4 protein-coding genes are annotated in these 6,993 nt (G+C 73.9%); 3 read left to right on the top strand and 1 reads right to left on the bottom strand.

What is annotated here, in order from left to right:
• The first annotated feature begins 351 nt into the window (after positions 1-351).
• The 3 genes from malQ to B7P34_RS34325 all read left to right on the top strand — a co-directional run bounded on the left by malQ (position 352) and on the right by B7P34_RS34325 (position 3,939).
• On the top strand, positions 352-2,472 hold the full coding sequence (malQ, locus tag B7P34_RS34335; RefSeq protein ID WP_106682072.1) for a 4-alpha-glucanotransferase: 2,121 nt from the start codon (positions 352-354) through the stop codon (positions 2,470-2,472).
• A gap of 49 nt (positions 2,473-2,521) precedes the next feature.
• A complete protein-coding gene (locus B7P34_RS34330) occupies positions 2,522-2,788 on the top strand; it encodes a hypothetical protein (protein WP_043188910.1) in 267 nt (88 codons plus the stop codon).
• 176 nt (positions 2,789-2,964) lie between these two features.
• Positions 2,965-3,939, top strand: coding sequence for an acyl-ACP desaturase (locus B7P34_RS34325; RefSeq protein ID WP_106682071.1), 975 nt, complete (start codon positions 2,965-2,967; stop codon positions 3,937-3,939).
• A gap of 333 nt (positions 3,940-4,272) precedes the next feature.
• Here the strand turns inward: B7P34_RS34325 and pepN are convergent, their stop codons facing one another.
• Positions 4,273-6,870: an aminopeptidase N gene (gene pepN, locus B7P34_RS34320; protein WP_106682070.1), complete on the bottom strand. Its 2,598-nt coding sequence runs from the start codon at positions 6,868-6,870 to the stop codon at positions 4,273-4,275.
• Positions 6,871-6,993: the final 123 nt, after the last annotated feature.

Here is a 6,993-nt window from a genome sequence, read left to right as displayed (position 1 = left end):
GCCCGGGCGGGGCGCGGCGAAGGTGCCGGGCGCGCCCGCCAGCAGGCCGCTGAGCAGGGCCGCCGCCAGGACGGTCACCCCGGCCCGCCGGGGGCGCGCGGGCCCGTGGCCGGCGGGTGAGGAGTCGCTGCCCCGGAAGTGCACGGCCGTCTCCCTCGCCTCGCGGTACTCCGGACGGGGGCGAGCCCATCACCAGCCGGTGGACGTGTCAACGCACGTGACCGAAGTGCCTGTATTGCCCGGCGCGTCGACCGTGAAAGCCGAACGTCCGCGGGTGAACGGGAATTCGAGTGGTGTCCCGCCGCCCGGCGGCGGGTACGGCCTTCGGCACGGACACCTGCGGAGGTGGTGATGGCCGACGTGCTCACGGCCAGAGCGCGGCTCGCCGCACTCCACGGCATCGCGACGTCCTACAGCCCCGCGCCCGGCCGCAGCGTGGAGGTGCCCGAGGACACCGTCGTCGCCGTCCTCGCCGCGCTCGGCGTCGACGCCGCCACGCCCGCCTCCGTGCGCGACGCCCTGGCCGTCCACGAGGAAGCGGCCCGGCGCAGGCTGCTGCCCGCCACGGTGGTCCTGCGGGAGGGCCGCGGCGCGCTGCCCGCCCTGCCGCCCGGCACCGAGGCGTGCGTGGAGACCGAGGACGGCGCGGTCGTCGTCCTGGACCTCGCCGCCGGCGGCGCCGAAGCGGCCTCCGCGCACGCCCCCGGCGCGCTCCCGCTCGGCACGCACCTGCTGCGCGCCCACGCCCCCGACGGCCGCTCCGCCGCCGCGCACCTGATCGTCGCCCCGGACCGGCTGCCCGCCCCGCCCGCGCGCGGCCACGGCTTCCTCGTCCAGCTCTACTCCCTGCTCTCCGCCCACTCGTGGGGCATGGGCGACCTCGGTGACCTGGCCGCGCTCGCCGCCTGGTCCGGCCGCGCCTTCGGCACGGACTTCGTCCAGGTCAACCCCCTGCACGCGGCCGTCCCCGGCGCCGGCGGCGCCCCCACCGACCCCTCGCCCTACCGGCCCTCGTCCCGCCGCTTCCCCGACCCCGTCCACCTGCGCGTCGCCGACGTCCCCGAGTTCGCCCTGCTCACCGGCGAGGCGCGCGAGCGCGCCGGACAGCTCCTCGGCCGCGCCGCCGCCCTGCGCGACGCCGTCCTCCACAAGGGCGAGCTCATCGACCGCGACGCCGTCTGGGAGCTCAAACGGCGCGCCCTGGAGCTCGTCCGCACCGTGCCCCTCGCCCCCGCCCGCCGCGCCGCCTACGAGGCCTTCGTCGCCGAGCAGGGCCGCGCCCTCGACGACCACTGCGCCTGGAACGCCCTCGCCGAGGTGCACGGCCCGCACTGGCGCTCCTGGCCCGGCGGCCTCGCCGACCCCCGCTCCGCCCGCACCGCCCGCGCCCGCACCGAGCTGGCCGGCCGCATCGGCTTCCACCGCTGGCTCGCCTGGCTCACCGACCAGCAGCTCGCCGCCGCCCAGCGCGCCGCACGCGCCGCCGGCATGCGCATCGGCCTCGTCCACGACCTCGCCGTCGGCGTCCACCCCTCCGGCGCCGACACCTGGGCGCAGCAGGACGCCTACGCCGCCGGCATGTCCGTCGGCGCCCCGCCCGACGCCTTCAGCCCCCGCGGCCAGGACTGGGGCCTGCCGCCCTGGCGCCCCGACGCCCTGGAGGCCGGCGGCTACCGCCCCTACCGCGAGCTGCTGCGCGGCCTCCTGCGGCACGCCGGCGGCCTGCGCGTCGACCACGTCATGGGCCTCTTCCGGCTCTGGTGGGTCCCGCAGGGCGAGGAGCCCACGCGCGGCACGTACGTGCGCTACGACCCCGAGGCCATGCTCGGCGTCCTCGCCCTGGAGGCGCACCGGGCGGGCGCCACCGTGGTGGGTGAGGACCTCGGCACCGTCGAGCCCGGGGTGCGCGAGGCCCTGGCCGAGCGCGGCGTGCTCGGGACGTCCGTCCTGTGGTTCGAGCGGGACTACGCGACCGGCGCGGCCGCGCCGCCCCTGCCGCCCGGCCGGTGGCGCGCCGGCTGCCTCGCCACCGCCACCACGCACGACCTGCCCAGCACCGCCGCCCGCCTCACCGGCGACCACGTCGGCCTGCGCCACCGGCTCGGGCTGCTCACCCGCCCCCTCGCCGAGGAGCAGCGCGAGGACGCCCGCGAGACGGGGGAGTGGCTGGAGCTCTTCACCCGGCTCGGGCTCCTGCCCGGGGGGCCGCACGGCGAGCACGGCGAGGAGGCGCTCGTCCTGGCCGTCCACCGCTACCTGCTGCGCACCCCCGCCCGCCTCGTCGGCGTCTGGCTGCCCGACGCCGTCGGGGACCGCCGCCCGCAGAACGTGCCCGGCACGTGGGACCAGTACCCCAACTGGCGGCTGCCCGTCGCGGGGCCCGACGGACGCCCGCTGTCCCTCGAGGAGCTGACCGCCTCGCCCCGGCTGCGGGTCCTGATGGCCGAGGTCGCGGCGCCGGCGGAGCCGTAGCCCCACCCCCGGGCGCGCGGGCCTCTTATGCTCCCGATATCTTGAGGCCGTGAGCTCTAAGAACAAGAACGCCGTGCGAGCCGGTGCCATCTCGGCCGGCACGCTGCTGATGCTGCTGATGTCGTCCCCCGCGTTCGCGCTCACCCGCGACGACGGTGACGACCCGGGTCCGGGCCTGAGCGTGATCAACACGCTCGGCCTCTACGTCGCCGCGCCGATCGTCCTCTTCCTGGTGATCGCCGGCCTCACGATGGTCGCCGCCAGGCACTCGGACAACCCGCACACCGTCGACACCCACCACCCGCGCACGCGCTAGCCGCTCCTTCCGCTTCAGCCCGGTGCCCCCGGTCCTTCTCGGACCGGGGGCACCGGGCTTTTGCGCATGTGTTCCCGGCCTCATTTCCGGAACCAGGGATTTCGCTTTACGAGCCACGTAACCTACGGTGTCGTAACCTACGCAGCCGTAAGTACGATCTTCCCCTGGAGCTGTCCGTGACCATCGCCCCCCTCCGCCACCATGCCCGGGCCGTGTGGAGCGACAGCCGCCTGCTGTACGCACTCGAAGAGGTCGTCGAGACCGAGCTCAACCGGCACCTGAAGGTCGCCAAGGAGTGGATGCCGCACGAGTACGTGCCCTGGAGCGACGGGCGCGACTTCGACGGCATCATGGGCGGGGAGGCCTGGGCGCCCGAGCAGTCCAAGGTCACCGACATCGGCCGCACCGCGCTCGTCGTCAACCTGCTGACGGAGGACAACCTCCCCAGCTACCACCACGAGATCGCCCAGCTCTTCGGCCGCGACGGCGCCTGGGGCACGTGGGTGCACCGCTGGACCGCGGAGGAGGGCCGGCACGGCATCGTCATGCGGGACTACCTGCTGACCTCGCGGGCCGTCGACCCCGTCGCCCTGGAGCGGTTCCGGATGTCGCACATGAGCGAGGGCTTCGAGTCCGACAACCGGCACAGCATGCTGCACTCCGTCGCCTACGTGGCCTTCCAGGAGCTCGCCACCCGCATCTCCCACCGCAACACCGGCCACCACTCCGGCGACCCCGTCTGCGACCGGATGCTCGCCCGCATCGCCACGGACGAGAACCTCCACATGGTCTTCTACCGCAACCTGCTCGGAAAGGCGTTCGAGCTCGCGCCGGACCAGACGATGGCGGCCGTCCGCGACGTCGTCGTCAACTTCCGGATGCCCGGCCACGGCATCCCCGGCTTCGAACGGGCGGCGGCCCAGATGGCGATCGGCGGCATCTACAACCTGCGCATCCACCACGACGACGTGCTCCAGCCGGTGCTGCGCTTCCTGAAGGTCCTGGACATCACCGGCCTGGGCCCGGAGGGCCTCCGCGCCCAGGAGGAACTGGGCGCGTTCATGGCGGACCTGGACGCCCAGGCGACGAAGTTCGACGAGCGCCGCGCCGCGCTGCTGGCGCGGCGCGCGGCGAGGACGGAGCAGGCCTGAGGCCCGGCCCCTCCGGCCGCGGCACCGGGTCAAGGGCGCCCGCGCCCTTGAATCCGCCGCGACGGCGATCAGCCACAGCGGTGGCTACCGGCGGTGCCGTGGGTCCTCCGGACGGGGCACCGGGTCAAGGGTGCCTGCACCCTTGAATCCGCCGCGACGGCGATCAGCCACAGCGGCGGTGACCGGCGGTGCCGGGCCCACCTGAGCCCGTACGGCACCGCCGAACCGCGCCGCGGTGGTTTCTCGCCGCCGCGGCGGGAATGTGAGGCACGGCCTCACCACCCCCGCCGCAGGGTGCAGGGCGCGCACCCCGCACCCTTCGCGCAGCGAGCGTCAGCTCGCCGCGCCCGCGTCCGCCGCCTGCGCCCGCAGCGCCCGCTCGACGCCCGAGCGGGACTCCAGCACCAGCCGCCGCAGGGCCGCGTTCGGCTCGGCCGAGGTCAGCCACGCGTCCGTCGTGTCCAGGGTCTCCTGGGAGACGAGGAGCGCGGGGTACAGCCCGACCGCGATCTGCTGGGCGATCTCGTGGCTGCGGGTCTCCCACACCGGCTTGACCGCGGCGAAGTACTTCTCGGCGTACGGCGCGAGCAGCTCCCGCTGGTCCGACTGGACGAAGCCGCCGATGACGGCTTCCTGTACGGCGTTGGGCAGGTCGGCCGACTCGACGACGGACGCCCAGGCGGCCTCCTTCGCCTCGGCGGTGGGCCGGGAGGCCCGCGCCGCCGCCGCGTACCGCTCGCCCGCGGACGTCCGGTCGCGGTCGAGCTCGGCCGCGATGGCGGCCTCGTCCGCGCGGCCGGTCGCCGCGAGGCGGCCGAGCAGGGCCCAGCGCAGCTCCGTGTCGACGGCGAGGCCGTCGATCTTCTCGGTGCCGTCGAGGAGCCCCTGCAGCAGGTCGAGCTGCTCGTCGGTGCGGGCCGTGGCGGCGAAGGCCCGGGCCCAGGCGAGCTGGTGGTCGCTGCCGGCCTCGGCGGACTTCAGGTGGGCGAGGGTCGCCTCGGTCCACTGCGCGAGCCCGGTCGCACGCCAGTCGGGCGCGGCGTACAGGTCCATGGCGAGCTTGACCTGCCGCTGGAGGGACTGGACGACGCCGATGTCCGACTCCTTGGCGATGCCGGAGAGGACGAGGGCGAGGTAGTCGCGGGCGGCGAGCTCGCCGTCGCGCGTCATGTCCCACGCGGAGGCCCAGCACAGGGCGCGCGGCAGGGACTCGGCGAAGTCGCCGAGGTGGGCGGTGACGGTCGCCAGCGACTGCTCGTCGAGGCGGACCTTGGCGTAGGACAGGTCGTCGTCGTTGAGGAGCACGACGGCCGGGCGGGCCTTGCCCACGAGCGCGTCGACGGCGGTCAGCTCGCCGTCGACGTCCAGCTCCACCCGCTCCTTGCGGACGAGCTTGCCGCCCTCCAGCTCGTACAGGCCGATCGCGATGCGGTGCGGCCGCAGCGTGCCACGCGGCGGAGCCGCATCATCGGACACAGCGCCCTTGGCGCCGGCGGGCAGCGCGGGCGCTTCCTGGCGGACGGCGAAGGAGGTGATGACGCCGGACGCGTCGGTCTCGATCTCCGGGCGCAGGATGTTGATGCCGGCGGTCTCCAGCCACAGCTTGGACCACGTGGTCAGGTCGCGGCCGGAGGTCTTCTCCAGCGCGCCGAGCAGGTCCGCGAGGCGCGTGTTCTTGTAGGCGTGCTCCTTGAAGTACGCCTGGACGCCGCGGAAGAACGCGTCCTCACCGACGTAGGCGACGAGCTGCTTGAGGACGGACGCGCCCTTGGCGTACGTGATGCCGTCGAAGTTGACGAGGACGTCGTCGAGGTCGCGGATGTCGGCCATGATCGGGTGGGTGGAGGGCAGCTGGTCCTGCCGGTACGCCCAGGTCTTCATGGAGTTCGCGAAGGTGGTCCACGCGTGGGGCCACCGGGATCCCGGGGCGGAGGCCTGGCAGGCGATCGAGGTGAAGGTGGCGAACGACTCGTTCAGCCACAGGTCGTTCCACCACTCCATGGTGACGAGGTCGCCGAACCACATGTGGGCGAGCTCGTGCAGGATCGTCTCGGCCCGCGTCTCGTACGCGGCGTCCGTCACCTTCGAGCGGAAGACGTACTGGTCGCGGATGGTGACCGCGCCGGCGTTCTCCATCGCGCCCGCGTTGAACTCGGGCACGAACAGCTGGTCGTACTTCGGGAACGGGTAGGCGTAGGCGAACTTCTCCTCGAACCAGTCGAAGCCCTGCCGCGTCACCTCGAAGATGTGGTCCGCGTCCAGGAACTCGGCCAGCGAGGGACGGCAGTAGATGCCGAGCGGGATGCTGCGGCCGTCCTTCTCGTACGTGCTGTGCACGGCGTGGTACGGGCCGGCGATCAGGGCCGTGATGTACGTGGAGATCCGCTGCGTCGGCGCGAAGCGCCAGATGTTGTCGGCGGGCCGCTCGGGGGTCGGCGAGTTGGAGATGACGGTCCAGCCCTCGGGCGCCTTCACGGTGAAGGTGAAGACGGCCTTCAGGTCGGGCTGCTCGAAGGAGGCGAAGACGCGCCGGGCGTCCGGCACCTCGAACTGCGTGTAGAGATAGGCCTGCTGGTCGACGGGGTCGACGAAGCGGTGCAGGCCCTCGCCGGTGTTGGTGTAGGCGCAGTCCGCGACGACCTTCAGCTCGTTGCGGCCGGCGACCAGGCCCGGCAGCGCGATCCGGCTGTCCGCGAACACCTCGGCCGCATCCAGGGCGGTCCCGTTCAGCACGACCTCGTGCACCGCGGGCGCCACCAGGTCGATGAACGTCTCGCCCGCCTCGGCCGCGTCGAACCGCACCACGGTCTCGGAGCGGTAGGTGCCGCCCTCCTGCGCGCCGGAGAGGTCGAGCTCGATCTCGTACGCGTCGACGGTCAGCAGACGTGCCCTCCGCTGCGCCTCTTCGCGGGTCAGATTCGTTCCAGGCACCTGGGCATCTCCTTAACTTCGCGACTTTCCGGCCATCCTTCCACGGCGGGTGCCCGCGGCGCCCGCCCTGTTTTCCGCAAGCGAAAACGCCCGCGCCGCCCGGCCCCGAGGGGGCAGGGCGGC

The organism is Streptosporangium nondiastaticum (assembly GCF_003011965.1).
Lineage (GTDB): Bacteria > Actinomycetota > Actinomycetes > Streptomycetales > Streptomycetaceae > Streptomyces > Streptomyces nondiastaticus.
Note: the sequence above shows the minus strand (reverse complement) of the source record. Positions and strands in the feature narration are given on the sequence as shown.